This is a genomic window from Streptomyces sp. NPDC093984 (genome assembly GCF_044764595.1).
In the GTDB taxonomy this organism is placed as follows: Bacteria; Actinomycetota; Actinomycetes; order Streptomycetales; family Streptomycetaceae; genus Streptomyces; species Streptomyces cynarae.
The window spans coordinates 122445-146236 of sequence record NZ_JBIWIM010000013.1; the positions used below are offsets into that span (position 1 = coordinate 122445).

19 protein-coding genes are annotated in these 23792 nt (G+C 70.9%); 12 read left to right on the forward strand and 7 right to left on the reverse strand.

Annotated features, from left to right (window positions below; all coding sequences use genetic code 11):
* Positions 1-121: 121 nt before the first annotated feature.
* Positions 122-1072, reverse strand: coding sequence for a hypothetical protein (locus ACIRC0_RS33440; RefSeq protein WP_403623876.1), 951 nt, complete (start codon positions 1070-1072; stop codon positions 122-124).
* A gap of 138 nt (positions 1073-1210) precedes the next feature.
* Positions 1211-1723, reverse strand: a complete 513-nt coding sequence (locus ACIRC0_RS33445) for a hypothetical protein (protein WP_403623879.1) — start codon at positions 1721-1723, stop codon at positions 1211-1213.
* Between the two features lie 520 nt (positions 1724-2243).
* Between ACIRC0_RS33445 and ACIRC0_RS33450 the strand changes: the two genes are divergently transcribed.
* From ACIRC0_RS33450 to sbnA, 7 genes are all read left to right on the forward strand, one after another.
* Entirely contained in the window at positions 2244-2813 is a 570-nt protein-coding gene (locus ACIRC0_RS33450; RefSeq protein WP_403623881.1) for an RNA polymerase sigma factor, read from the forward strand.
* Between the two features lie 7 nt (positions 2814-2820).
* Positions 2821-3573: an anti-sigma factor family protein gene (locus ACIRC0_RS33455; protein WP_403623884.1), complete on the forward strand. Its 753-nt coding sequence runs from the start codon at positions 2821-2823 to the stop codon at positions 3571-3573.
* A gap of 370 nt (positions 3574-3943) precedes the next feature.
* On the forward strand, positions 3944-6406 hold the full coding sequence (locus ACIRC0_RS33460; protein WP_403623887.1) for a Pls/PosA family non-ribosomal peptide synthetase: 2463 nt from the start codon (positions 3944-3946) through the stop codon (positions 6404-6406).
* A complete protein-coding gene (locus tag ACIRC0_RS33465; protein ID WP_403623890.1) occupies positions 6403-8991 on the forward strand; it encodes an amino acid adenylation domain-containing protein in 2589 nt (862 codons plus the stop codon). Before ACIRC0_RS33460 ends, ACIRC0_RS33465 begins: the two co-directional genes overlap by 4 nt.
* A gap of 83 nt (positions 8992-9074) precedes the next feature.
* Positions 9075-9716: a TauD/TfdA family dioxygenase gene (locus ACIRC0_RS33470; protein WP_403623893.1), complete on the forward strand. Its 642-nt coding sequence runs from the start codon at positions 9075-9077 to the stop codon at positions 9714-9716.
* Positions 9713-10783: a 2,3-diaminopropionate biosynthesis protein SbnB gene (gene sbnB, locus ACIRC0_RS33475; protein WP_403623896.1), complete on the forward strand. Its 1071-nt coding sequence runs from the start codon at positions 9713-9715 to the stop codon at positions 10781-10783. The genes ACIRC0_RS33470 and sbnB overlap by 4 nt, the downstream gene beginning before the upstream one ends.
* Positions 10784-10834: 51 nt before the next feature.
* A complete protein-coding gene (gene sbnA / locus ACIRC0_RS33480) occupies positions 10835-11878 on the forward strand; it encodes a 2,3-diaminopropionate biosynthesis protein SbnA (protein ID WP_403623899.1) in 1044 nt (347 codons plus the stop codon).
* A gap of 77 nt (positions 11879-11955) precedes the next feature.
* Here sbnA and ACIRC0_RS33485 read toward each other — a convergent pair whose 3' ends face one another.
* The 3 genes from ACIRC0_RS33485 to ACIRC0_RS33495 form a co-directional block, all read right to left on the reverse strand.
* Positions 11956-12666, reverse strand: coding sequence for a 4'-phosphopantetheinyl transferase (locus ACIRC0_RS33485; RefSeq protein ID WP_403623902.1), 711 nt, complete (start codon positions 12664-12666; stop codon positions 11956-11958).
* A gap of 249 nt (positions 12667-12915) precedes the next feature.
* Positions 12916-13794 (reverse strand): YegS/Rv2252/BmrU family lipid kinase, encoded by an 879-nt coding sequence (locus tag ACIRC0_RS33490; RefSeq protein ID WP_403623905.1) that lies wholly within the window; start codon positions 13792-13794, stop codon positions 12916-12918.
* Positions 13795-13854: 60 nt separating this feature from the next.
* Positions 13855-15450 carry an FAD-binding oxidoreductase gene (locus ACIRC0_RS33495; protein ID WP_403623908.1) on the reverse strand — a complete coding sequence of 532 codons (1596 nt, stop codon included), beginning with the start codon at positions 15448-15450 and terminating at the stop codon, positions 13855-13857.
* Between the two features lie 113 nt (positions 15451-15563).
* On the opposite strand from ACIRC0_RS33495, the gene ACIRC0_RS33500 reads away from it, so the two are divergent.
* The 5 genes from ACIRC0_RS33500 (at position 15564) to ACIRC0_RS33520 (ending at position 20111) form a co-directional block, all read left to right on the forward strand.
* Positions 15564-16163 carry a TetR/AcrR family transcriptional regulator gene (locus ACIRC0_RS33500; protein WP_403623912.1) on the forward strand — a complete coding sequence of 200 codons (600 nt, stop codon included), beginning with the start codon at positions 15564-15566 and terminating at the stop codon, positions 16161-16163.
* Positions 16160-17758 (forward strand): glycerol-3-phosphate dehydrogenase/oxidase, encoded by a 1599-nt coding sequence (locus tag ACIRC0_RS33505; protein ID WP_403623915.1) that lies wholly within the window; start codon positions 16160-16162, stop codon positions 17756-17758. The genes ACIRC0_RS33500 and ACIRC0_RS33505 overlap by 4 nt, the downstream gene beginning before the upstream one ends.
* A 239-nt stretch (positions 17759-17997) precedes the next feature.
* Positions 17998-18876 carry an MBL fold metallo-hydrolase gene (locus tag ACIRC0_RS33510; RefSeq protein WP_403623918.1) on the forward strand — a complete coding sequence of 293 codons (879 nt, stop codon included), beginning with the start codon at positions 17998-18000 and terminating at the stop codon, positions 18874-18876.
* A gap of 78 nt (positions 18877-18954) precedes the next feature.
* Positions 18955-19083: a hypothetical protein gene (locus ACIRC0_RS33515; protein ID WP_403623921.1), complete on the forward strand. Its 129-nt coding sequence runs from the start codon at positions 18955-18957 to the stop codon at positions 19081-19083.
* Between the two features lie 221 nt (positions 19084-19304).
* Positions 19305-20111 carry a thioesterase family protein gene (locus tag ACIRC0_RS33520; RefSeq protein ID WP_403623924.1) on the forward strand — a complete coding sequence of 269 codons (807 nt, stop codon included), beginning with the start codon at positions 19305-19307 and terminating at the stop codon, positions 20109-20111.
* A gap of 36 nt (positions 20112-20147) precedes the next feature.
* Here the strand turns inward: ACIRC0_RS33520 and ACIRC0_RS33525 are convergent, their stop codons facing one another.
* Positions 20148-21191, reverse strand: a complete 1044-nt coding sequence (locus ACIRC0_RS33525) for a zinc-dependent alcohol dehydrogenase family protein (RefSeq protein WP_403623927.1) — start codon at positions 21189-21191, stop codon at positions 20148-20150.
* 215 nt (positions 21192-21406) lie between these two features.
* On the reverse strand, positions 21407-23626 hold the full coding sequence (locus ACIRC0_RS33530; protein WP_403623966.1) for an FUSC family protein: 2220 nt from the start codon (positions 23624-23626) through the stop codon (positions 21407-21409).
* Between the last annotated feature and the right edge of the window lie 166 nt (positions 23627-23792).

The following is a 23792-nucleotide window of genomic DNA, read 5'->3' on the forward strand; positions in this document are numbered from 1 at the left end:
CCGTGCAGATCGACTCGTTGTGGGGCTACCTGGCCGCCGTCGGGGAAGTGGGTGGCCGCGGCCGCCGCGCGTGCCGGGGAGAGCAGTTGCCCCGACCGATGGTGGCCCGGGGAGGGCTCGGTCACGCGGCGGCCCTGCTCTGTGCCTGCTCGAACTGGGTCAGCGGGTCGCCGCCGGTGTGCCAGGGCCAGCCGGTGACCGTGCCACGGAGTGCCTCGAAGACCGGACGGGCCTCCTGCCATCGGTCGGCCGCCGTCAGCGCGTAGGCAAGGAGGTTCAGGTCGGCAAGGGCCGCGGCATGGCGGAAGAACGCCGGCTGGACCCAGGTGTGCGCCGCACGGTCGAGAGCCTGAGCCGCAGCCCCGTGGGACCAGTGGTTGCGCGCCACCAGCGCTTCGATTCCGCCTCGCGCGAGGACGGCGTGGTACTGCAGGACCTGGGCGGTGAGTTCCGTTGCCGCGCAGGGCGCGTTTGCGGGCATGCGGGCGCACAGGGCGTCGACGAACTCCAGCACTTGCATGCGTGAGCCCGCTTCCTCGGGGCTGAGATAGCGCAGCATGCTCAGGTATGCCTCGCGGTTCCAGCGGTCGCGTTCCAGCACCTCGTTCCACACGGCGAACACCTGCTGCTGCTCCCAATGCTCAAGGCGGGACACTCCCAGCAACACCACCCAGGGAGTGGGGTCTTCCGGTGCGAACTCGGCGGCCCGGAAGCAGCTCTCGGTGACCTTGGCCGCGTCCTCCAGGCGCCCCTGGGAGCGGCCTTGTACGAGCCGCGTCCATGCGTGCAGCACGAGCGCGCTCGCGTTGCGGGGCTCACGCGTGGCCCAGGCCGACGGCAGGTGCGACGCGGACAGGTACTCCGCCAGGACAGATAGGCGGTGGGTACGGCGGTCCCAGTCGTCCGTGTCCTGGTTCATGACGCGGGACATCTGCGCTATGCACAGGTCCGTCGTCGCGATCGTGCCGGTCTTGGTGGTCGCCAGAAGGGACTTCAGAAGTCGGCGCAGGGGCTCGTCGTCGAGCTCCGGCGCCAGACGTGCCCTTCTGCGGCGGCTTGAGAGAAATGCCATGTCCGTAGGCTAAGGACGGCGAGGTGTCACACAAGGTGTACGCCAAGATCGTTATCAGTTGGCGTGCGGGCCTCCTGGTGAGCGTCGCCGTTGAGGCAGCCCGGGGCCGAATGCGGCCGTGCGGTCTGCTGCCACCGGTCAGGAGTAGGTCCAGCGCCACCTGCTGCCGCTCGGTGCGCAGGTGATGCTCGTACCGCTGGCGTCCGTCGTCGATGCTCCGTGGTCGCTGTTGCGGCAGAACTGGCCGGCGGAATAGCAGTTTCCCGAGTTCGAGACGATCGAACAGGTATCCGAAGCGCTCTGGCTGTCGCTACCGCTATCACTGCCGGACCCGGAGCTGCTGCCGGACGTTGCCTGCGCGGTGACGGTGACCTTCACCTTCACCTGCACCGTCTTCGTCACAGTCGGCGTCGGCCTCGGCGCAGGCGTCGCGGTGGCTGTCTCCGTGGCCGTCGCAGTGACGGTTGCGGTCGGCCGCGGCTCACTGGCCGCGGACTTGACGCTGTTGCCGTTCTGCCCGTCGGCACCGGCGCCGATACCGAGGAAGAAGGCGAAGCCGATCGCGGGCAGCACGAACCGCTTCCGTGCCCACTTCGGGGCCGGACGGACAGGCGGAGCAGGCGGTGGCGGCGGTATGTACGGGTTGGCCATGTGTCCCCCCAGGACGAGTCAGAAGCGACGACGGTAGCGCCTGGGGTGCGACTCGCGGGAGAGGTGTGGAGGAGCAGTGATCATTTTGTGACGGCCAGTGGTGGCGCTGGCTGCGCTCCGCCCGCGCACGCGCCGACCGCGAACGACGCGCCGCCCGCGAACGACGCGCCCGCCGTGAACGACGCGCCGGCCGTGAACCATGCCCCACCGCGAACCATGCGCCCGCGAACCATGCCCCCACGGGCCCGCCCTGAACCATGCGCGGTGACGCCGGCGACAGCACTGACGGCTCACACGGCCCGCGGCGGCACCCGGACCGAGGCGCCGGTGCCAGCCCTGGTCAGCTCGTCCACGACCCGCATCTTGTCCTCCGCGGGACCTCGGAAGCTGCCTGCAGCCGACACAGCAGGTAGGCGGTCACCTCGGTCGCGACTTTCTCGGGTGCCGGTCCGGCGACCCGTGGGGAGTGCGGGGTGGCGGCCGTGCAATCCCGTGGCGACTGCGGGCCGTATGTACTGATGTGCATGGGTTTCGGTTCTCCGTGGGCCGTCTCCCGGACGAGGCTCTGCTGTCCGGGCCGGCCACCGGTGATCCGGAGCTCGCCATCGGCTTCGTACGGAGGTTCCAGCACCGGGTCTTCGGTGTCGCGATCGCCGTCACCGGGGCTCCGCAGCTCGCTGAGGACATCGCCCAGCAGGCGTTCGAGCGGGCGTGGCGTCATGCGCGGATCTATGACTCGCGCCGCGGGTCGGTGATGACCTGGCTGACGACCATCGCCCACAACCTTGCCATCGACGCCGCCCGTTCCCGGCGGCCGGAGCCGGTGGCGCCCGAGGATCCGGACGCCATGCTGGACGTCGTCAGCGAGACGCCCGAGCGGCGAGCCCTCGCCGACGAGGCGTCGTCCCGGCTGCGGGCGGCCGTGGCGGAACTCCCGCGCGAACAGGGCCGTGCCCTGGTGATGGCGGGCATCTACGGAATGACGGCCCAGCAGATCGCCGACTGGGAGAAGATCCCGCTGGGCACCGCCAAGACGCGCATCGGGGCGGCGATGGGAAAGCTGCGCACCACCCTCGCGTCTCCGAAGTGAGGCGACCATGTGCAGTGAGGTGACCTGCGAGCAGCTGCGGGAGGACGGTCCCGAGCTGGCTCTCGGCGTGCTGCCCGCGCGTGAGCGGGCCGGGGCGGTCGCTCATCTGGACCGGTGCGCGGACTGCCGGGAGTACGTCGAGGAGCTGACCCTCGTCGGTGACCGGCTGATCGGGCTGCTGCCGTGCGGTGAGCCGCCGGTCGGGTTCGAGACCCGGGTGGCCGAGGCGCTGACGCAGGGCGCGTCGGCGCGCGAGGGGCGTCCGCAGGTCCGTGCGTCCGGCTTCCCGCGCCGGCGCCTGCGGGGAAGGGTCCGGCTGAAGGCCGCCTCTGCCATGGCCGCGTTCGCTCTCGCCTTCGGGTTCGGGGGCTGGGCGGTCGGCACGGCGATCGAGGGCGTCACGACCGGGCCTTCGCACCCCGCCGAGGCGGGAGCGCGCATGCTCTGGGCGGGGCTGACGTCCCCGCGGGTCAGCCAGTCGACGGGTGAGGTCTTCGCCCATCCCGGTTCGCCGGGCTGGGTCTACATGACCGTCGACCTCGCCGACGCCGGCATTCCGTACAGCGGGGCGGTCTCCCTCCAGCTGGAGCGCCATGACGGCACCTCGGTCCGGGTCGGCAGCTTCACCCTGCACGACGGCTACGGCTACTGGGGCGGCCCGGCCCCCGTCGACCCCTCGGCGCTGACCGGGGCCCGGTTGACGTCGTCCGACGGCAAGGTGCTCGCCACGGCCCACTTCGACACCTCGCACCAGGCGTAGGGGGGTGGGCGCCACTGCGGTGGTGAACGGCCGAGCTCAGTTGCCGCCGAGCAGGTCAGCCGGGGGCTTTCGACTCGCGGGGGCGGCGGCGCGGACCTTCTTCACCCTCCCCGTTCCTTCTGCTGGACGAGACGTGTGCCCGAAATGTGAGAAAAAGTCACGAACATCCAATACGCCAGCGCGTGTGACTCGTATAAAAGGCATGGGGTCAGAATTGAAGCTCGCGTCAGGCGAACGCGGAAGCGCAGCAGGCAACAGCCGGCCAGGGGGTCAGGCCGCCGTCGACGAAGCACCGGCCGATGCGGGGCCTTCCCCGCCTCTCCAGGCAACCCGACAGGGAGAGCCGGCCGAACCGCTCGTCGCCGAGGACATGGAGCAGGCTTTCGCGCGGGCGCTGGCCGAGGTCGTGGGCATGGAGCAGGTGCGGGTCGACAGCCACTTCTTCGACGATCTGGGTGCCGATTCCCTGGTGATGGCGCATTTCTGCGCGCGGCTGCGCAAGAGGGCGGACCTGCCCTCGGTGTCGATGAAGGAGATCTACCAACACCCCACGATCCGAGGTCTGGCGGCAGCGGTGTCCGGCACCACGCCCACACCCCCCGCGCCGACCCGGGCTCCGGCCCGGGAGCCGCAGACCACGGGCGCCGGGCTCGGTGACACAGCCGGAACGGCGGACTACGTCCTGTGCGGAATCCTTCAGGCCCTCGCCTTCCTCGGCTACACCTACCTCCTGGCGATGGCCACCGCCTGGGGGTACGAGTGGATCTCCGCCAGGTCGGGCCTGCTCGATGCGTATGTGCGGTCGGTGCTGTTCGGCGGTGCCGTCTTCGTGGGGGCGTGCGCCCTTCCGATCGTGGTGAAGTGGACCCTCCTCGGCCGGTGGAAGCCGCGGCAGATCCGGATATGGTCCCTGGGATACGTCCGCTTCTGGGTCGTGAGGACACTGATCCGTACGAACCCGCTGACGTTGTTCGTCGGCTCGCCCCTGTACGTGTTCTATCTACGGGCACTGGGCGCCGACATCGGCCGAGGTGTCGTCATCCTCTCCCGCAACGTGCCGGTCTGCACCGACCTGCTCACCATCGGTGAGGGCACCGTCATCCGCAAGGACTCGTATTTCCCCTGCTACCGCGCCCGAGCGGGCGTGATCGAGCCGGGGCCGGTCACGATCGGGAAGTCGGTGCTGGTCAGCGAAGCCACGGTGATCGACATCCGGACAGCGCTGGGCGACGGAGCCCAGCTCGGCCATGCCTCCTCGCTGCACAGCGGGCAGGCGGTGCCGGAGGGCGAGCGCTGGCACGGGTCCCCCGCACAGCGGACCGAGGTCGACTTCCAGGTCGTGGGCGAGATGCCGCACGCCACCCTGCGCAGAGCCCTGCACAGCGCACGGCAACTGGCGACCGCCTTCGTTGTGTACGTGCCGCTCGCGATCGGCGGCAGCATCATGCTGCTGATCACGATTCCGCAACTCCGCACCGTCATCGAGCCGGGCCCGGCGGTCCTGACCAACGGCACCTTCTACCGGGATGTGGCAGTGGTCGCCGCCGTGCTCGTCCTCGGCGGCGTGATCATCGGCCTGCTGCTCGTCAGTGCTCTTCCCCGTGTGCTCCGTCACGCTGTCGCACCGGGCCGGGACTACCCGCTGTACGGATGGCGCCACTCCGTCCACCGAGCCGTTTCGCGGCTCACCAACAGGCGAAACCTCACCCGTCTGTTCGGTGACAGTTCCTGCATCGTCCACTATCTGCGCGCCATCGGCTACGACTTCTCCCACATCGAGCAGACGGGGTCGAATTTCGGCACGGAAGTCAGGCACGAGACGCCGTTCATGAGTTCCGTCGGCAGCGGAACGATGGTCGCCGACGGCTTGTCGATCGTGAACGCCGACTTCTCCAGCACCGCTTTCCAGGTGTCCCGGGCCTCGATCGGGGCGCACAGCTTCCTGGGGAACCGGATCGCCTATCCGGCGCGGGCACGCACTGGTGACAACTGCCTTCTGGCGACGAAGGTCATGGTGCCTGTCGACGGAGAAATCCGGGAAGCGGTGGGGCTGCTGGGCTCACCCAGCTTCGAGATCCCCAGGACGGTCCTGCGTGACAGCCGGTTCGACCGGTTCAGGAGCGGAGAAGAGCTGCGCCGTGGCCTCGCGGCGAAGAACAGGCACAACGCGGCCACCATGGGGTGGTTCCTGCTGGCGCGGTGGATCTACCTCACGTGTGCCGCCCTGCTCGCCGCCGGGGCGGTCGACACCTACGCCCGGCTGGGCGCGCCTGCCATCGCACTCGCCGATGTACTCGTCGTCGTCTTCACCGCGGTGTACTTCGTGCTGGTCGAGCGTCTCGTCACCGCGGCGCGCCGTCCAGGTGCCCTGTACTGCTCGATCTATGATCCCCGGTTCTGGTGGCGTGAGCGGTACTGGAAGGTGCCGTCCGAGACGTATCTGCGCTTGTTCAACGGCACTCCGTTCAAGAACGTGATCTGGCGGCTCCTGGGCGTCCGGATCGGGCACCGGGTGTTCGACGACGGTTGCTACGTGACCGAGCGGCCGATGGTGACCATCGGCGACGCGTGCGTCCTGAACGCGGGAAGCGTCATCCAGTGCCACTCGCAGGAGGACGGCACGTTCAAGTCCGAGAGCACCACGCTCGGTCGCGGCTGCACGATCGGTGTCGGTGCCCTGGTCCACTACGGCGTGACGCTGGGCGACGGGGCGGTGCTCGCCGCGGATTCCTTCCTCATGAAGGGAGAGGTGGTTCCGCAGAACTCCCGATGGGGCGGGAATCCGGCCCGCGAACTGGAGCGGGGCCACGACACGGGAAGGAGCAGCCGATGACCCTCGCATCCGACGCCCCTGTGCTCCAGCCCGGGGACGAGGAGTTCTGGCGGTCCGTCCTGACCCGCGGCGGGTTCACCACCGTTCCGCGCTGGACGCTCACCCCGGTGCCGGGCGTGGCATGGCACGAGGTGCCGATCCCCCCGGACCTCATGGCAGCAGCGCGCAGGTTGGCCGACGACATGGCCGTGCCGCTCAGCTCGGTCCTGCTGGCGGCGCACGCGAAGGTACTGGCCGCCCTGTCCGGCGAGTACGACGTCACGACCGGCTACATCGCCGAGCCGGGCGCCCGGCCGCTGCCGTGCAGGCTGACGACGGATCACCCCCACTGGAGGGGACTCGTACGGGAAGCCCGGCGTGCCGAAACGGACCTGCTGGCGCACAAGCGAGCCCCGGTCGAGGACCTCGAGCGCGAGTTGCAGCTGCCCGGTCCCCTGAGCGAAGCCTCGTTCGCCGCGTTCCCGGCCGACCGCGAGGCCGATGCCGCAACGGCTGCTGGGCTCCGCGAGCTCCCCGCCGGCACCGTGTGGCAGGCCATGTTCACGTGGAGCGACAGCGGACACACCCTGCGGCTGCGGTACCGACGCGACGCAGTGGACGCCCCGTGCGCCGCGCGCATCGTGGGCTACCACCTGACCGCCCTCTCCTTGATGGCCGCCGATCCCGCCGCCCCGCACGGGCAGCAGAGCCTGCTGTCGGCCGAGGAGGTTCGCCTCCAGCTCGACGGACTCGCCGGGCCGCGGCGAAGGCTTCCGCAGCGCTGTGTCCACGCCCTGTTCGAGCAGCGTGTACGGGACCACCCGAACAGCGTGGCCATCGTGCACGGGACCCGGCAGTGGACGTACACCGAGCTCAACGAGCGTGCCAACGACGTGGCTCGGGCCCTTCTCGGGCTGGGGGCGGGACGCGAGGACGTCGTCGCGGTGGTGACGGAACGCAACGTGGACTGGGCGGCCGCCGTCCTCGGAGTCTTCAAGGCCGGGTGTGTCTACCTGCCCGTCGAGCCGCACTTCCCCGCCGACCGCATCGCGACCATGCTCTCGCGTGCCGGGTGCCGGCTGGTGCTGACCGAGCCCGGCAGCACCACTACCCTCTCGCGAGCCGCGGACGCACTGCCCGGGGTGCGGACCCTGCTGGTCGAGGCGGTCTACGGCGCGACGGACGCGGCTGGTGACCTGGACGTTGACGTGTCCCTGGACCAGCTCGCCTACATCTTCTTCACCTCCGGCTCCACCGGTGAGCCCAAAGGCGCGATGTGCGAACACGCCGGGATGCTCAACCACATCCGCGCCAAGATCGACGACCTGCGGATCGGTGAGGGCCAGGTCGTCGCCCAGACGGCGCCTCAGTGCTTCGACATCTCCCTGTGGCAGTTGCTGGCGGCGCTCGTGGCCGGCGGTCGGACACTGCTGGTTCCCCAAGAGGTGATCGAGGACGTCCCGCGATACCTCGAGACGATCGCCGACGGCCGCGTCAGCGTCCTGCAGGCCGTGCCCTCCTACCTCGACGCCGTGCTGTCCTCGCTGGAGAAGTGCCCGCGCGAGCTGCCGGACCTGCGGTGCGTGTCGGTCACCGGCGAGGCCCTGAAGAAGGACCTCGTGGAGCGCTGGTTCCGCGTCCAGCCGGGGATCAGGCTCGTCAACGCCTACGGGCTCACCGAGACGTCGGACGACACCAACCACGAAGTCATGGACCAGGCGCCGGACACCGACCGGATCCCGCTCGGCCGTCCAGTGAACAACGTGCGGGTCAGCGTCGTCGACGACAACCTGTCACTGGTGCCGCTCGGCGCACCCGGCGAGATCGTCTTCGCCGGAGTCTGCGTCGGCCGCGGCTACGTCAACGATCCCGAGCGCACGCGCCAGTCCTTCACGACCGACCCCTACCGCACCGGCGACCGGCTCTACCGAAGCGGCGACTACGGCCGCTGGCTGCCCGACGGCAAGCTGGAGTTCCTCGGCCGCCGGGACAGCCAGGTCAAGGTCCGCGGATTCCGCGTCGAAATCGAGGAGGTCGAGAACGCCCTTCTGAAGGTGCCCGGCGTGCGCGCCGGCGCGGTCGCGGTCACACAGAACGATCGGGGCGGGCGCCTGGTGGCCTTCTGCTGCGGTGAGCACCGGCCTGATGACAACACCGTGCGAGAGCACCTGAGCAGGGACCTGCCCGCCTACATGGTCCCCTCGACCTTCCACTGGCGCGATCACCTTCCGCTGACCGGCAACGGCAAGGTCGACCGCAAGGCCCTGGCATCGCTCGCCGGGGAACTCGACCACACCGGACCCCACGACACCTCCGTCGCTGCGGCGTCGGACACCGGCGAACCACCGCGTACACCGACCGAGGAGCGCCTGGCCGCCGCCTGGGCCGCGGTGCTCGGCATCCCGCAGCACCGGATCGGTCGGCACGCCCACTTCTTCGACGACGGCGGCGGCACCTCGCTGACAGCGCTCCAGCTCGCCATCCGGCTCGACCGCACGGTGTCCCTGAAAGACCTCACGCACCATCCGGTGCTCGCCGATCTGGCCCGCCTGCTCGACGCCCGAGCCGCGTCGTCCCGAGCCGCGTCGTCCACGACCGTTTCGTGAACCGCTGGAGGCAATGCGAGATGTCGTCCTCATTCACCACACGACCGGTCGATCCGGACCTTCGGCTCGGCCCCGTACCGATCGTGACCACCAGCCCGACCGACGAGCCCGACCGCTGGGCGGCCGAACACCGGGACGCGCTGCGCGGCCTGGTCACCGAGCACGGTGCCGTCATGGTGCGCGGTCTGGGGCTGCACGACCTGGCCGGAACCACATCCGTCTTCACCTGGCTGGCCACCGGGCTGATGGTCGAGAGGGAGGCGTTCGCCGCACGGCGCAGCTACGGCACCGGCGTGTACTCGTCGTCGACGTGGCCGCCGAACCGGACGATGTGCATGCACCACGAGCTCAGCTACGCGCTGCGGTTCCCGGGCCTGATGCAGTTCGCCTGCCTGGTCGCGCCCAGTCGTGGCGGTGCGACCGCTCTCGCCGACTCGCCGGCCGTACTCGCCGCACTGCCCGAGGCACTCGTCGAGCGGTTCGAGCACGAGGGCTGGTTGCTCGCCCGGAACCACAACGACGACATCGGCGCCTCCTGGACGCAGGCGTTCGGAACCGACGACCGCACAGCCGTCGAAGACTACTGCCGCGCCGCGGCCATCGAGTACAGAGAGGCCTACGAAGGACCGCGCGACGTCACGGTCGCCCTGGCCGACGCGGTGCACCTGGCCGACGCGGTGCACCTGGCCGACTGCTCGCCGACCGTGGAGGTGATGACGCGATGACCACCACCTGCTCGCCCGCCACCCGGCTCACCCCGTCCGGGACTCCACGGGTGCCTCCCTTCGCCGTCATCTCCGGCGCGCAGGTGCAGCGTGCCCTGCAGGGGCGCGAAGAGCACATTGTGGAGCTGGTGCAGGCCGCGTACCGGCTGCACGCCGCAGGAGACTCGGTGAACCCGCCGTCTTCCTTCCTGCGTTTCCACGACCGTCCGTCCTCCCGGATCATCGCGCTGCCCGCGTCGCTCGGTGGGCAGACACGGGTGGACGGCCTCAAGTGGATTTCCAGTTTTCCCCAGAACGTCACGGCCGGCATCCCGCGGGCATCGGCGGTGCTCATCCTCAACGACCATGACACCGGCTACCCGTTCGCGTGCCTGGAAAGCTCGATCATCAGCGCCTCCCGGACAGCGGCGTCGGCCGCGCTCGCAGCCGACTGGCTCAGCCGGAAGCGGCCGCGCCCGACCCACCTCGGCTTTGTCGGAGCCGGTGTGATCGCCCGCTACATCCACACGTTTCTGGCCCGTACGGGCTGGTCGTTCGAGAACATCGGCGTGTTCGACCTGTCGCCGGACAACGCGACGGCCTTCCGTTGCTGCCTGGAGCAGTCGGGGGCCGCGGGGCCCGTCACCGTGCACGACAGTGCCGAGCAGGTGATCCGCCTCAGCGACCTGGTGGTCTTCGCGACGGTCGCCGCGCGTCCCCACGTCCACGACCCGGCGTGGTTCGCGCACGGTCCGGTGGTGCTGCACATATCGCTGCGCGACCTGGCCCCCGAGGTGCTCCTCGCCTCGGCCAACATCGTCGACGACGTGGAGCATTGCCTGCGAGCCGACACCTCACCGCACCTGACCGAACAGCTCACCGGGAACCGGCGGTTCCTCGACGGGACGTTGGAGGACGTCATGTCCGGGCGCATCACACCGCCGCAGGACCGCCCCGTGGTCTTCTCACCCTTCGGTCTGGGAGTGCTCGATCTGGCCGTCGGCAAGTACGTCTACGACCAGGTCGCCGAGTCCGAAGGACTGAACGTCATCGACGACTTCTTCCACGAGCTGAACCGCTACGGATGAGCGGTCAGCGGCACCGCGCACCGAGCCGCCCTTCGATCCACGGAGGCCATCGTGCCAGTCATATCCGATCCGTACAGCTTCAACGAGGAGGACCTCTACGTCGACCTGCGGTCGATCTGCGGGCAGCCGCTGTTCCTGAAGTGCGAGGGGTTCAACTTCGCCGGCTCCATCAAGCTGAAGCCCGCCAGGGAGATGGTGGAGGCCGCGGAACGGGCAGGGGCCATCACACCCGACTCGGTCCTGCTCGAGTCCTCGTCGGGCAACATGGGCGTGGCCATGAGCGTGATCGCGGCCAGCAAGGGCTACCGGTTCCTGTGTGTGACGGACTCGCGCTGCAACCTGTCGACCCGGTTGTTGATGGAGGCACTGGGCACCCACGTCCACGTCGTCACCGAACCCAGTCCACACGGCGGTTTCCTCGGTGCACGTCTCGACTACATCCGCAGGCTATGCGCTCGGAGCGGGAGGTACGTGTGGCTGAGCCAGTACACCAACGCGAACAACTGGAAGGCGCACTATCACCGGACGGCCCCGGCAATCGCGCGTTCCTTCCCTTGTCTTGACGTGCTGTTCGTCGGAGCGGGTACCACCGGAACGCTCATGGGCTGTGCCCGCTGGTTCCGGCGCTGGCACCGTCCCGTGCGGATCGTCGCCGTCGACACCGTCGGCTCGGTGACCTTCGGGGGAGCGCCGGGACGCCGTATGCTTCCCGGCCTGGGGATGAGCATGCAACCGCCGCTGCTGGACGCGTCGTACGTGGATGAGGCGATAGAAGTCGAAGAGGCCGACACCATCCGGGCCTGTCACCGCCTGGCCAGGCACGGTTTCCTCTTCGGCGGCTCCACGGGCACCGTGGTCAGCGGGGCGATCGACTGGCTGGCCCGATGCGACACGCCGGCCCTCACCGCGGTGGCCATCGCGCCGGACCTGGGTGAGCGCTATCTCGACACCGTCTACCAGGCCAACTGGATCCGGGATCTCTACGGCGACGCCGTCCTGGGCGACGATGTCGTGACGAGCGATGCGCAGCCCCGTACCGATCTCCCTGAAGCCAGGCCGACATCGTCGGCCCGGTCGCCGGGCAAACGGTCGTAGGCGCCGGACGCGGAGCTCTCGGCACCTGACAGAACCGACGTGCTCCCGACGCAGTCAGGGCGGTGTCGTTCCGTCCGTCACCGGGCTCGCACGCCCCACCGGAGCGGCCTGGCCCGCGCCACGGTGACGGCCGTCAACACAAGGCCGGCGCCCACCACGAAACACCCGTCGAAACCAGCCGGCGCCCTCTCGTCGGCGAGGCGCTCGAGCAGACGCCCGTGAAAGCTCCCATCGGGAGAGTGCACGGTGACGAACACATCGGTGAAGTCGAGCCACGTACGGGTGAGCGTGAACCACGCCTTGTAGATGCTCTCCTTGGCGCTGAAGAGGACCCGGTCCCAGCAGACGGGCCCCGAGGGCAGGTCTTCGAGAGCCGCCAGTTCCGCTGGGGCGGTGATCGTTTCCAGGACACCGGCCGGCAGCCCTTCGTGAGGCTCGGCGTCGATGCCCACCGCCGCCAGGTCCTGCTCCGATGCCACTGCCGCCGCGCAGTAACCAGGGCAGTGTGTGATGCTGCCGACGATTCCGCGCGGCCACACCGGTTCGCGATGCGCTCCGATCAGGATCGGGGAGGCCGGCAATCCCAGAGCCCGCATGGCGCGCCGGGCGCAGGTCCTGCCGGCGGCGAACTCCCACATCCTGGCTTGCGGGACCCGCCCCAGAGCCGCGATCTCCTCGGGCAGGACTCGCACGTCGTCGTCGTGCCCCACGATCTGCGCGGCACGGGCGACGGCCGGCAGCAGCCCGTCCATCGACACCACCGGCTCGGGTACGGAAGGGACGGACATGGCACACCCACCACTCACACGCGCACCGGCGCGGCCGCACACCGTGAGGGGCCGGGACACGGCGGCCTTTCCTCCATCACTCCACGACCGCGTTCACCCCACGACCGCGTTGTCCCCCCTCTGCGCCATTATCCGGCGGCCGGAGCGGTTCCGGGCTGGGAGGAAGCGGGCCGCATGCTGCGGCCGTATGCCCGCAGCGGGTCACGTGCGGTCGCGGGAACTCGTCCCGTTGAAGCCGGGTCGGGTTCCCTAGCAGAGCACGGCGAGTGCTCCGGGCAGCACCCGGGCCGTGACGGGAAGGACGGTGTCGACCTCGCCGTCGGCGCCGCACGGCACTTCCCGGTCGGCCTCGATGCGAACCTCTCTGCCCTGCGCGATCCGCACTTCGGGCCGGTGGATGTGGGCCCCGGACTTGAGCTCGTTCATCAGGGTGAAGAAGAGCCGGCGCGGTGCTTCGCGGATCATCACCACTTCGAGCAGCCCGTCGTCGATGCGGGCGCCGGGGGCGATGATGCGGCCGGAGCCGTAGTAGGGGGAGTTGGCGGCGACGACGGTGTACCCACGGTGCGCGAGTTGCTCGCCGTCGACGGTGACCCGGTAGGCGGCCGGGCGCCAGGTGGCGACGGCTCTCAGTCCGCCCGCGTAGTAGGAGGCGGCGCCCTTCAGGAGTGCGGAGCGGTTGGCGTGACGGTTGGCGAGGGCGTCCACCCCCGCGTACACGCTGCCGAGGACGACACTGCGGCCCTGGGCGGACTCCACCTCGATGGTGTCCACTGACCGGGGGGCGCTGTGCAGCAGGACCCGGGCCAGTGCCTCCGGGTCGGTGGGCAGGCCGAGCGCGCGGGCGAAGTCATTGCCTCGGCCGGCCGGGACCAGGCCGAAGAGCGTGTCGGTGCCGCTGAGGGCCCCGCCGATGCCGCCGACCACGCCGTCGCCGCCGACCGCGAGGACCACGCGGTCTCGCTGCCCGGCCCGGCGGGCGAGCTCACAGGCGTGGGCCAGGCTGCGGCTGTACTCGGTCTCCAGCTCGGCCCCGGCCTCCCTCAGCAGCCGGGCCACGTGGAGCAGCACCGCGACCCCGGTGGATCCGCCGGCGGTGGGGTTGACGATGGCGGTGAACTGTCGCATCGGTGTGCCTCCAGAGGCGCCTGACGGCTAGTGGGACGGTGTGGGGGTGGGCCGGGTGGGTCAGTCGGCGGGCAGGAGGACGCCGGGATTGAGCAGACCCGTCGGGTCCAGCCGGCGTTTGACCGCCCGGAGGGCACCGATGCCGAGCGGGCCGGCCTCTCGGACGTACCAGTCGCGGTGGTCCGTGCCCACGCCGTGGTGGTGGCTGATGGTGCCGCCGGCCGTCAGGATGGCCTCGTTGGCGGCGCGCTTCGCGTGGGCCCAGTGCGCCGGGGCGTCCTCGCCCTGAGCGGAGACCACGGTGAAGTACAGCGAAGCACCGTTCTCGTAGACGTGGGAGATGTGGCACATCACCAGCGGCGGCGTGCCGGACTGGGTGAGCGTGCCGGTGAGCGCCTCGCGGACGGCGGCGTACAGCCCGGGGAGGCGGGACCAGAAGGCGGCCGTCTCCAGCGTCTCGGCGAACGCCCCGGCGTCCAGCAGCGCGTCCCGCAGGTAGGGAGCCGAGTAGCGGCCGTGGGCCCAGCGCTCTCCCGGTTCCCGGCCCAGACAGGTGCCGCCGCCGTCGCGCAGCACGGCCGCGGCCCGTTCCCGGCGGTACGCGGTGTCCTCCTCGGTGCCCTCATAGCCGGTGATGGCCAGACATCCGGCGTTCTGCGGAAGGCCCGAGGTGCCGATGGCGTCGGGCTGGGCGAGGCCGATCAGCGACTCCGTCTCGTCCGACAGGCGCAGCACGGTCGGCCGCGGCCCGTCCTGGGCGAGGTGCCGCAGGGCGGCTGCGCCCGCTTCGAAGGAGTCGAAGCGCCATCCTTCGTAGACGCGGGTGTGGGGGAGAGGACGGACCCGGACGGTCACCGAGGTGATGACGCCGAACGCGCCCTCGGAGCCGAGGATGAGCTGGCGCAGGTCGGGCCCGGCCGCCGAACGCGGGGCACGGCCTGCCTCGAGGGTGCCGGAGGGAGTGGCGAGGGTGAGGCCGAGGACCATGTCGTCGAAGCGGCCGTACCCGGCGGAGGCCTGGCCGCTGGAGCGGGCCGCGGCGAATCCGCCGATCGTCGCCCACTCGTAGGACTGCGGGAAGTGGCCGAGAGTGAAGCCGTGATCGGCCAGGAGGGCTTCGGCGTGCGGGGCACGCAGGCCGGATTGCAGGGTGGCCGTGCGGGAGACCGGGTCGAGGTCGACCAGGGCGTTCATGCGGCGCAGGTCCAGCGCGACGAAGGGGCGCCGCGGCTCGGGGGCGAGTCCGCCGACGACGGAGGTGCCGCCACCGAAGGGGACCAGGGCCAGGTCGTGCGTGGCGCATGCCGTCAGCACCGCGAGCACCTCGTCGTGGCTCGCCGGGAGGACCACGGCCGCCGGGAGGTCGCTCACGTCGCCGTCCCGGATGCGCAGCAGATCCGGCGTGGACTTGCCGCGGGTGTGCCGGATACGGGACTCGGCGTCGGTCCGCAGATGCTCTTCACCGCCGACGGCGGTGAGCAGGGCCCGGCGTGCGGCCGGGTCGAGGCGCGGCTCGGGTACGGCGATCTCCTCCAGGGCGATCGGCGCCGCGCTGAGGGGTTTGACCCCGAGCAGATCGCGCAGCAGCCCGGTCACCGAATCGGGCAGCGGTGTCGCCCTGGCCGGGTCACCCCAGCCGCTCCACAGCATGTCCATGGCCTTGTCCTCACCGGTCGTCGCGACGGCGTCGTCGCGAGTCAGTCGTCGCGGCGGTGCGGTCGCGGAGGAGTCCCGCCCCGCGCACCGCCGAGGGCGTTACACTGTGACACATGACGCCTATTCGTCACAACGCCTCGGACGGCGATGCAGTGCTCGACGCGGTCCGCGACTGCGTCCTGGCCGTCGGCGTGCGGCGCACCACCCTGACCGACGTGGCCCGCCGCGCGGGCGTCTCCCGGATGACGCTGTACCGCCGCTGGCCCGATGTGCGCTCGTTGGTGGGCGACTTGATGACGCGGGAGTGGATCCAGGCGGCCACCGGCGCGATGCCCGCTCCGAGGCCGGGGACGACCACGCGCACGCGGATCGTGGACGGCCTCGTCAACGGCGTGGACGCCTTCCGGAGCCACCCCCTCTTCCGCAAGATCGTCGACGTCGATCCCGAACTGCTCATCCCCTACGTGCTGGACCGGCGCGGGGCGAGCCAGGAAGCCCTCCTGGAACTGCTCGCCGACGCCCTGCGCGAGGGGCACGCGGACGGGTCGGTACGACCAGGCCACCCCGAACGGCAGGCCAGGTCCCTGCTCCTGGTCGCCCAGTCCTTCACCCTGTCGCTGCGCACCATGACCGAGGAGGACGACGCCGAGCTGAGCACGGAGGCCTTCTCCGCAGAACTGCGGACCATCCTCGAGAGGACCCTCACACCATGAGCTCCAGCAGCAGTCCGGCCTCCTCGCAACGACCGGTTGCCGGCTCGTCCCTGACCGCGGTCCGCCGCCGGCGCGAACTGGCGGAGACCGTCGGCGGCGCGCCCGTGGACGTCCTGGTGGTCGGCCTCGGCGCGACCGGCGCCGGAGCCGCCCTCGACGCCGCCGGCCGCGGACTGACGGTCGCCGCCGTCGACGCCCACGACCTGGCCTTCGGCACCTCCCGCTGGAGCTCCAAGCTCATCCACGGCGGACTGCGTTACCTCGCCTCCGGCCAGCTCGACGTCGCTCACGAGAGCGCCCTCGAACGCGGCCTCCTGATGGAGCGGACGGCTCCGCACCTGGTGCGGGCCCAGCCGTTCGTGCTGCCCCTGACCCCGCTGGTCTCCCGAGGCCAGGCGGCGCTGGCCTGGGCCGGGTTCCGCGCCGGCGACACGCTGCGTCTGGCGGCACGCACGGCGCGGGCCACACTGCCTGCACCGCGCAGGCTCTCCGCTGCGGAAACCCGTCACCTGGCTCCCGCACTGCGCGGCTCCGGGCTCCGCGGCGGACTGCTGTCCTGGGACGGCCGGGTGACCGACGACGCCCGCCTCGTCACCGCGATCGCGCGTACGGCGGCGGCGCGGGGCGCACGGATCCTCACCCGGGTGCGGGCGCTGGAACTGACCGCGTCCGGTGCCCGGATACGGGACGAACTCACCGGCGAGGAAGGCGAGATCCGAGCCCGCGCGGTGATCAACGCCTCCGGCGTGTGGGCGGGCGGCCTGGTGGACGGGGTCCGCATACGGCCCTCGCGCGGCACCCACCTCGTCCTGCGCGCGGACCACCTGGGCTTTCTGCCGGCCGGCCTGCACATCCCGATCCCCGGCGAGACCAACCGCTTCGTCCTCGTCCTGCCGCAGGGCGACGGCCGGGTCTACGTCGGGCTCACCGACGAACCCGTGGAAGGCGACGTACCGGACGTGCCCGACGTACCGGAGACCGACATCGGGTTCCTGCTCGACGTCCTCGGCTCCGCACTGGACGTCCCCGTCCACCGCGGCGACGTGGTGGGCGCGTTCGCGGGACTGCGGCCGTTGCTGGACAGCGCCCCGGACGGGGACCCGGGCGCGACGCCGAGCACCGCCGACATCTCCCGCAGACACGCCGTGCTCACCTCGCAGGAGGGAGTGGTCACCGTGGTGGGCGGCAAACTGACCACGTATCGGCGCATGGCCGAGGACGCGGTCGACGCCGCTGTCGCCACCCACGGCCTGTCCGCCGGTACCTCCCCGACCAGCGCCCTCCCTCTGGTCGGTGCCGCACCGCCCCGGGCGCTCGGCGCCCTCCGTGCGCCGCGACGACTGATCAACCGCTACGGCACCGAGGCGCCGGCCGTCCACGCGCTGGCCACGGCCGACCCCCGGCTGGCGCGGCCCGTCCTGGAAGGGCACCCGGTGACCCGCGCGGAGCTGCTGTGGGCCGTACGCCACGAAGGGGCACTCGACGCGGCCGACCTCCTCGACCGTCGCACCCGCATCGGGTTGGTCCCCGACGACCGAGCCACCGCGCTGGAAGCCGCACGGGAAGTACTCGACGAGTCGGTGGCCGGCGACTGACCGGTGGCGCGCCTGAGCCGCCCGCGAAGGACGCGGGCGGGTCAGACGCGGCTGGGCTCGGTGACGTCCCCGCAGGGGTCTCCCAGCAGGCGCCGCATGTGCGCTGGACAACCTGGACGACCTGACCGAGCGCCGTGTCCGGGGTGGGTGGTAGCGTCGCGCGGAGTTCGCAGGTGCCCACCCCTCAACGAGATGTGCGCCGTATTCGGCGTGGCAGGGCGACACACCGGAGGGTCCTGATGGAGACAGACAAGCACTGGGTCCAGTTCGCCGGCGAGGATCCCCGGCCGCGTCCACTCGACGTCCGATGGATCCACGGCTCGCCGTCGGCCAAGCACAACACCGACCCGGACATCCAGGTCCACAGGTACGACGAGCACACGTTCATTCTTCGGCAGAACATGGCGATCAACTACGAAGCGCCGTTTCTCTTCCTGCTTTTCGGCCGTGCCCAGGCGGTGTTGATCGATACCGGTGCCACCGCATCCGCCGAGTTCTTCCCCTTGCGCCGGACGGTCGACGAACTCGTCGCGGACTGGCTCGTGCGACACCCGCGGGACGGGTACCACCTGCTGGTCCTCCACACGCACCCGCACGGCGACCACATCGCGGGCGACGCCCAGTTCTGCGACCGTGCCGCGACCACGGTGGTGGGAGCGGACCCGGCCACCGCCTGGGCGTACTTCGGATTCGGCGAGGATCCCGACGCCGTGGCCGAGGTCGACCTGGGCGGTCGTGTGCTGGAGTGCCTGGCCACCCCGGGCCACCATGAAGCGGCGGTGACGTTCTACGACCGGTGGACCGGGTTTCTGCTCACCGGTGACACGGTCTACCCGGGCCGGCTCTACATCCAGGACTGGACCGCCTTCGCGCGGACCATCGACCGCCTCATCGAGTTCTCCGACAGCCACCCCGTCACCCACGTGCTCGGCTGCCACATCGAGATGACCCGCGAGCCGGGCGTGGACTACCCGATCCGCACCACCTACCAGCCCGACGAGCCGCCGCTGGAGATGACCACCCGTCACCTGCATGACATCCGCGAGGCGATCACGGAGATGGGCGACCATCGCGTCCGACGCGCCTTCCGCGACTTCGTCCTGTGCCCGAATCCCTGAACACAGGGCCAGTCCCATCCTGTCAGCTCAGCACGGTGGCGGGCGACAAGTGGGGCCTTGACCGGGCGTCGTGCCACTGTGAAGCGTGCACCCTTCGAGGACCCGGCCAAGGCGGCCGCCCAACTCGGCCCGCTGGTGCGGGCCGTGATCGACCGCAGGCCGCGGGTCGCGGGGCGAGGAGCGGGCAGCGGAGAGGTCTCCGCGTGACGCGGAGAAGTCATGCCGGGCGTGCTCGGGAACCGACGCTCCACACCGTCGGCCCGGTCTCCTGACCGGCCTTCGACCACGGCAGGCCGCTCGGCGGGCGAGGACCGTCCGGCTCCACCCCGTGGACAGCACAACGGCCGTCACATCGGCCGCGGCGCGGGAATCCCACCCGCTGTCAAAGGTGATCAGTCGGCCCCGAGCGGCCGGAGGAAGGTGGAGCGGTGGTCAGCCGGATCAGCGATGCCGAGGCGTTCTTCGAGCAGGTGGCGGACGAGCGCTTCGTTCCCACTGCCTACACCCGGGGTCCCTGGGATGCGCACAGCCAGCACGCCGGGCCACCCGCTGCCCTGCTCGGCCGAGCCGTGCAGTTGCGTCCGGGCGCCCGCGAAGACATGCGTCTTGCCCGGATCACCTTTGAGATCCCCCGTCCGGTGCCGCTGCGTCCGCTGTCCGTGACCACCCGTCTGGTGAAGGAGGGGCGCAGTGTGGAGTTCGTCGAGGCCACCCTGACAGCGGAATCGGGGGAGGAGGTGATGCGGGCCGGAGCACTGCGGATTCGTACCGTCCCCGGGTCCGTGCCGGCCACGAGTGAGTCTCTCGCCCTACCGGTTCCCGAAGCCTCCCGTCAGGAGCCGTTCTTCCCCGTGCCCTGGGACACGGGTTACCACACGGCCATGGAATGCCGCTTCGCAGCGGGTTCCTTCCTGGGACGCGGGCCTGCGACCTGCTGGATGAGGATGCGCGTCCCCGTGGTGGCCGGGGAGAAAACGATGCCCTCGGACCGTGTCCTGGTGGCCGCCGACTCCGGTAACGGCCTGAGCAACGTGCTGGACTTCGCCACGCACGTGTTCATCAACCCCGACCTGACCGTACACCTGCACCGGCATCCCATCGGCGAATGGGTCTGCCTCGACGCCCGCACCAGCATCGACGCCGACGGACTGGGGATGGCCGAGGCCGCACTCCATGACACCCGGGGCGCGATCGGCCGCAGCGTACAGAGCCTGTTCGTGAGCAGCCGTGGGTGAGGCGTCGGCCGAACGCCCAAGCCGGACGGACCGGGATCAGAAGGTGATCCGAACCTTCAGGGCCGTGCGTTCGTTCATGGCGCGATAGCCGTTCGGAACGCCGTCCAGATCCACCGTCCGATCGAAGACGAGGCCGGGATCGATGGCGCCGGAGAGCACGTCGGGCAGGAGTTCTGGGATGTACGCGCGCGCGGGGGCGACGCCGCCGCGCAGCGACACGTTCCGGTCGAACATCTCACTGATGTCGACGCCCGCGCTGCCGCCGTGCGGGACGCCGACGTAGCCGACCGCGCCGCCGTCCCTGGCGATGGAGATCGCGGTGCGCATTGACTCCTCGGTCCCCACCGCCTCCAGCACGGCGTGCGCACCCTGCCCGCCGGTCAGCTCCCGCACCGCATCGATCGCCGCGTCGCCGCGCTCGGCAACCACATCGGTCGCACCGAAGGCGCGGGCGATGGCGATGCGCGCACCGTGGCGGCCGAGCGCGATGATCCGCCCGGCGCCGAGCCGGCGCGCGGCGAGCACGCCGCACAGGCCGACCGCACCGTCACCGACCACGGCGACGGTGGCGCCCGGCCGTACCCCGGCGGCCAGGGCGGCGTGGTGGCCGGTGCTCATCACGTCGGAGAGGGCGAGCAAGGAGGGCAGCAGCTTCTCCTCGCCCGCCGCATCCTTCGGCAGCGCGACCAACGTACCGTCGGCGAACGGCACCCGGACCGCCTCGCCCTGGCCGCCGTCCGAGCCGATCTGCCCCCAGAAGCCGCCCTGCGGGCAGGAGGTGTGCAGCCCCTCCCGGCAGAAGTCGCAGGTACCGTCGGACCAGACGAACGGCGCCACCACGAAGTCGCCCGGCCGGAACCCCGCCACGTCGGAGCCGACCTCTTCCACCACCCCGAGGAACTCGTGGCCGATCCGCTGCCCGGGCTGCCGGGACGCCACGCCCCGGTACGCCCACAGGTCGCTGCCGCAGATGCAGGCGTTGACGACGCGCACCACCGCGTCGGCGGGGTGCCGGACGACCGGATCGGGCACCTCCTCGATCCGGATGTCGTTGGGGCCGTGAATCACAGTGGCGCGCACGAGAAGAACTCCTGACGTTGCTGGCAAGCACAGGGCTGTGCTCTTCCGCCAGCGTCGCCTCGGAACGTTCCCGTGTCCAGCCAACCTCGAGCAGGGCATCACCTTCGGCGACGCCGACGAGCGCATCGAGACCGTGCTCGCCGCTGGAGGCCATCGCCCGCGCAGTCGTGGAAGCCGCCGCACCGCCGAGGCGCCGTCCCGAAAGGCGCCGCCCGTCAGCGCTTTCGCGCGGCCACCGGCACACCCAGTGGGCGGGCCAGGCCGACCACGGCCTCGTCCAGGCGCTGCAGATGCCGCAGCACCCGGTCGGTGATCCGCCCGTACCGCGGTGTGCCGGCCGTGTCGGACTCCAGCAGGGAGGCGATGCTCGGCCCCGTCTCGACCTCGTCGGTGGCGTGTTGCTCCGCCACGTGCGCGCTGATCGCCGCGATGTTGTCGGTGATGCGGTCACACGCCCGGCGCAGCCGCGGATCTGCCGCGATCGAGGGATGTGTGGCCAGGAGCTCGGCGGTCGCGGCCAGGGAGCGCGCATGGTAGGCACATGTCTCCAGGACCGCGACGACGTACTGGGCCGTGTTCCGCCGCGCCCGCAGGGGTGTGATCGGGTGGGTCAGCGGCTGCGTGGCCGCCCGCAGGTCGCCGAGCGCCTCGTCCAGGTCGCGCGCCTTGTCGAGCAGACCTGCCCCGGGGCTGCCGCTGAGCTGGTCGACGGCGGCGTCGGTCACGTCGGCGAGCCGCTCCAGCACAGTGGCGAGCAGCTCGTTCGTGCGGCGGTCCGTGGCCACCGGAAGCACCATTGCCGCCGCGACGATCCCGCAGGCCGCGCCGAGCGCCGTCTCCTCCACGCGCAGCACCAGCACCGACAGGCTGTAGGTGTGCAGCAGCGTGTACAGCAGACCCAGCGCCGCGGTCACGAAGAACGACATCAGCGTGTACGACAGCGGGGCCGTGTAGAACATCGCGAAGACACACAGCAGCACCAGCCCCAGTGCCGTCCACGTGTGGTGCCCCACCAGCCCCGCCAGGACGATGCCGGCCACGACACCGAGGACGGTGCCCACCAGCCGGCGGTAGCCCTTGACCAGGACCTCGCCCGTCGACGAGGTGTTCATGAAGACGATCCAGCAGGTCAGCACCGCCCAGTACCAGCGATGGCTGGAGAGGAACTCGCCACCGACGATGGCCAGGGCCGAGCCGACGGAAACCTGGACGGCGGCACGCGTGGTGGGCCGCCGCAGCCCCCTCGGCTCCTGCTGTGTCTCGCGCTCGCTCTCCTGGGCGCCCTCGATGGCGGCGTTCTCGGCGTCCAGCTCCTCCCGAGAGCGCGTCGTGGCGGGCGTGTCGTCGGACTCGTCCTGCGCTTCCTCCAGCGCGACCCTGAGCCCCAGCACCGCCCGCGCGGCCTCGCCGATGCCCCGGAAGACGTCCTGCACGGCTCTCGACGCCGACGGCAGGTTCTCCTCGTCCCGGTAGCCGAGCAGCCGGTTGCGCAGATGGGCCACTCCCGTCCCGCCGCGCTGCCCGACGGGCCGCAGCAGGAGCAGGCGGAGCGCCTCAAGTTCGCGGCGGAGCGTGTCGATCGCCTCGTCCCGCACCGGCAGGTGGCCGCCCGGGGGCACGTGCGCGCCGGGCAGGTGCAGGGTGAGTGTGTCCGCCCGCTCGGCACTGCGGGCGTTCAGCAGCAGCAGCCCGAGCCGCTCGGCGGCGATCTCGGCGTCCGCGATCCGGCGCTGCAGCACCTGTGCCACGGCTTCGTCGGACGTCCCGTCCTCCAGCCGGCCCTGGATCATCATGGCCGTCTCGTGCAGCCGTGCGGTGCCCTCCCGCACCTCCTCCAGAGCCTTGTCCGCGTCGTCGGGACCCGCGTCCAACAGCTCCAGCTGCGCCGACACGAGCTGGGCGAGGCGCACGCGGAAGGCCTCGCGCAGTCGTTGCAGGATGCCCGCGGGCGTCTCGTACACGACCAGGAACCGTACGAAGGCGCTGCAGGCGAACGCGAGTGAGATGACGCCGTACAGCCGCGGCAGCGCCGAGAGTGTGGCGCCGACGAACAACGACAGGAAGTACACCTGGAAGCCGATCAGCCCCAGTGCGGTGCCCCGGTCACCGAACCGGCGGCTGTAGACCGCGCAGAAGATCAGGAGGACGAAGAACACATCCCCGGCCACGACGTACGCATTCAGCAGCGCCCCCAGGGACACGGACGCCAGGGCCACCGGCAGACCCAGGGCGAGCGTGACCGCCTGCCGGCCGCGCTGCTTCTCCCTGATGGCGAAGGTGGCCACCATGGCCGCGATAGCGCCGGCCACCAGATGCGGCAGGGGGGCGCGCAGCACGGCGAGCACGGCCAGGGTCAGAGCGATCGCGCCCGCCGTCCGCGACCCGGCGGCGAGTCTGAGCAGCCCGGGATCCGACGCGGTGATGCGATCCCGCAGCCGTGCTGCGACCGGCCGTCCCGCTGCCTTCACGCCGCCGTACTCTCCCCACTCCACCGGATGATCTGCTTCCCCAGCATGCCACTGCCGGAGGCACGTGACGCGGTTCCGGCCGTGGCTGGCGTCCAGCCCCCCGCCCCTCACCGTCGTGCCGTCGACCGCGACT

Excerpts from the sequence above, each read along its gene's own strand:
- ACIRC0_RS33465 (WP_403623890.1), top strand. The coding sequence starts at position 6,403 with ATGACCCTCGCATCCGACGCCCCTGTGCTCCAGCCCGGGGACGAGGAG.
- ACIRC0_RS33495 (WP_403623908.1), bottom strand. The coding sequence starts at position 15,450 with ATGGACATGCTGTGGAGCGGCTGGGGTGACCCGGCCAGGGCGACACCG.
- ACIRC0_RS33485 (WP_403623902.1), bottom strand. The coding sequence starts at position 12,666 with ATGTCCGTCCCTTCCGTACCCGAGCCGGTGGTGTCGATGGACGGGCTG.
- ACIRC0_RS33505 (WP_403623915.1), top strand. The coding sequence starts at position 16,160 with ATGAGCTCCAGCAGCAGTCCGGCCTCCTCGCAACGACCGGTTGCCGGC.
- ACIRC0_RS33445 (WP_403623879.1), bottom strand. The coding sequence starts at position 1,723 with ATGGCCAACCCGTACATACCGCCGCCACCGCCTGCTCCGCCTGTCCGT.
- ACIRC0_RS33455 (WP_403623884.1), top strand. The coding sequence starts at position 2,821 with ATGTGCAGTGAGGTGACCTGCGAGCAGCTGCGGGAGGACGGTCCCGAG.
- ACIRC0_RS33460 (WP_403623887.1), top strand. The coding sequence starts at position 3,944 with ATGGAGCAGGCTTTCGCGCGGGCGCTGGCCGAGGTCGTGGGCATGGAG.
- ACIRC0_RS33500 (WP_403623912.1), top strand. The coding sequence starts at position 15,564 with ATGACGCCTATTCGTCACAACGCCTCGGACGGCGATGCAGTGCTCGAC.
- ACIRC0_RS33440 (WP_403623876.1), bottom strand. The coding sequence starts at position 1,072 with ATGGCATTTCTCTCAAGCCGCCGCAGAAGGGCACGTCTGGCGCCGGAG.
- ACIRC0_RS33490 (WP_403623905.1), bottom strand. The coding sequence starts at position 13,794 with ATGCGACAGTTCACCGCCATCGTCAACCCCACCGCCGGCGGATCCACC.
- sbnB (WP_403623896.1), top strand. The coding sequence starts at position 9,713 with ATGACCACCACCTGCTCGCCCGCCACCCGGCTCACCCCGTCCGGGACT.
- ACIRC0_RS33510 (WP_403623918.1), top strand. The coding sequence starts at position 17,998 with ATGGAGACAGACAAGCACTGGGTCCAGTTCGCCGGCGAGGATCCCCGG.